Below are 1,627 nucleotides of genomic sequence, written 5' to 3' on the forward strand. Positions count from 1 at the left end.
TCTGTAGTGAAAAGATACCTTTGTTCAGATGTGACATTAACGTACGCTTAATGTCTGATTGCAAATCTGTATGGCCAGAAAAAACTGTATCGATAAATTCGATAATGTCACTGTGCTGGTTTTCCACGATTTTCATGGCTAGCCTCATTTCACAATTTCCTGAATCTTATTGAAAATGATTGAATATGTTCCTTTTATGGTATCTTCATTTTTAATGTCATTGTATAAGCCAAACCCATATGTCGTACCTTCAATTTGGGGATTACTCGAAGGCATGTAACCTGCAGCAAAATCAGTGCCACCACCTCTTTCTTGTGAATTGCTGTAGAGTGCATCCTCGTTGGAGAATGGGAATGAGCCTTTTGTCGATTCAATAAAGAAAAAAGGTATCTTGGAACTTGTATAAACCTCCGCATATTCCACTGCGCTCGCTTCTTCAAGATGTTCTTTCATAATAAAAACTGCATCATATTTACTAAATTCTATAAATAATAAATCGTTCATCGAAAATTCTTCATACGTTACATTCGTTTCCCGGACATCCGATGCTACCCCAATCACGGCGATATCTAAAGGTCGGCCAGTATATTCCTCAAACTTCGGAAGCTTCTCGGTACAGCCAACTAATATAAAAACAAATAATAGCAATAACCATTTCTTCATATAAAATAACAACCCTTCACTACTCGTTAACAATTCTAGTATTATAAAAGCCTCATTTTATTTCCTTGAAAAATTTCAATGTGTATTTCATAGGAGCCCCCACCAGAAAATCCGTTTAACCGAGGGATGTCCAATTCACTTTGAATGCGGACAACTTTTGTTTCGTGACCTTGAAGAATAACTTCATATGGCCCATCTTCATTCAACAATGGTACCATTATATTTTGTTCATCAAAGAACCCTTCTTTTAAAAATAGGAAATCGAATTTAACCTCATCATCACTCGAATTTTTAAATGGCAAATCACAAATAATGTCCATTCTATTGTCATCTATCTGTTCATAGTTACATTCGCTTGATTCAAGATCATAGGCAATCGCATAAATTCCCGAGGCAAACGTATGTTGATACACATTAATAGCGAAAAGGGGCAATAAACTGTATAGAACTAGTGCGAGAAACACTAGTCGAACACGATACTTTTCTAATGAAGTAGCGAGTACACAGACGCCAATGCAAAGAATCGCAAGTGAAAAAAGCCCTGCAAGATTGAATCCATCTGCATCCTCTATGGGAATGTTCATGATCCAAATGCTACCTGTACCAAAAGGAACTGCATGTGGGAAAGGAAGGTTTAAAATCATGACCAACACAAAAATACCAATAGCGATATACAACCTATTAAAATTACGGACAATCATTTGAACTTCCCCCAAATCACACTAATTCACTCATGTTCTCTTTACTTTTACGTCTCAACCCTTTAGCCAAACGCACAACTACCAAAATCATTAAAATGGAACTTATCGCTAATACGATGGAGTTCGGAAGGATGTGCGTGTAAATATCGGATTTTTCACCAACAGCCCAACCAGGCCACGAAGGAGCGGCAAAAGTTAAAATGACCGCAATGGAATTATTAAATATATGCAACAAAATCGGAATTAATAAATTGCCTGTTTTC

Annotated in this window: 2 protein-coding genes and 1 pseudogene; all 3 read right to left on the reverse strand. The window is 36.8% G+C overall.

Going from position 1 to position 1,627, the window contains the following annotated elements:
• Positions 1-144 precede the first annotated feature (144 nt).
• Positions 145-663 carry a hypothetical protein gene (locus WBG45_RS12030; RefSeq protein ID WP_424414865.1) on the reverse strand — a complete coding sequence of 173 codons (519 nt, stop codon included), beginning with the start codon at positions 661-663 and terminating at the stop codon, positions 145-147.
• Between the two features lie 41 nt (positions 664-704).
• Positions 705-1,364, reverse strand: coding sequence for a hypothetical protein (locus WBG45_RS12035; protein ID WP_424414867.1), 660 nt, complete (start codon positions 1,362-1,364; stop codon positions 705-707).
• Between the two features lie 16 nt (positions 1,365-1,380).
• Positions 1,381-1,627: pseudogene (locus WBG45_RS12040) on the reverse strand (CPBP family intramembrane glutamic endopeptidase); the annotation flags it as partial.

The sequence above is a fragment of the Paenisporosarcina sp. genome (assembly GCF_049671445.1).
Classification (GTDB): domain Bacteria; phylum Bacillota; class Bacilli; order Bacillales_A; family Planococcaceae; genus Paenisporosarcina.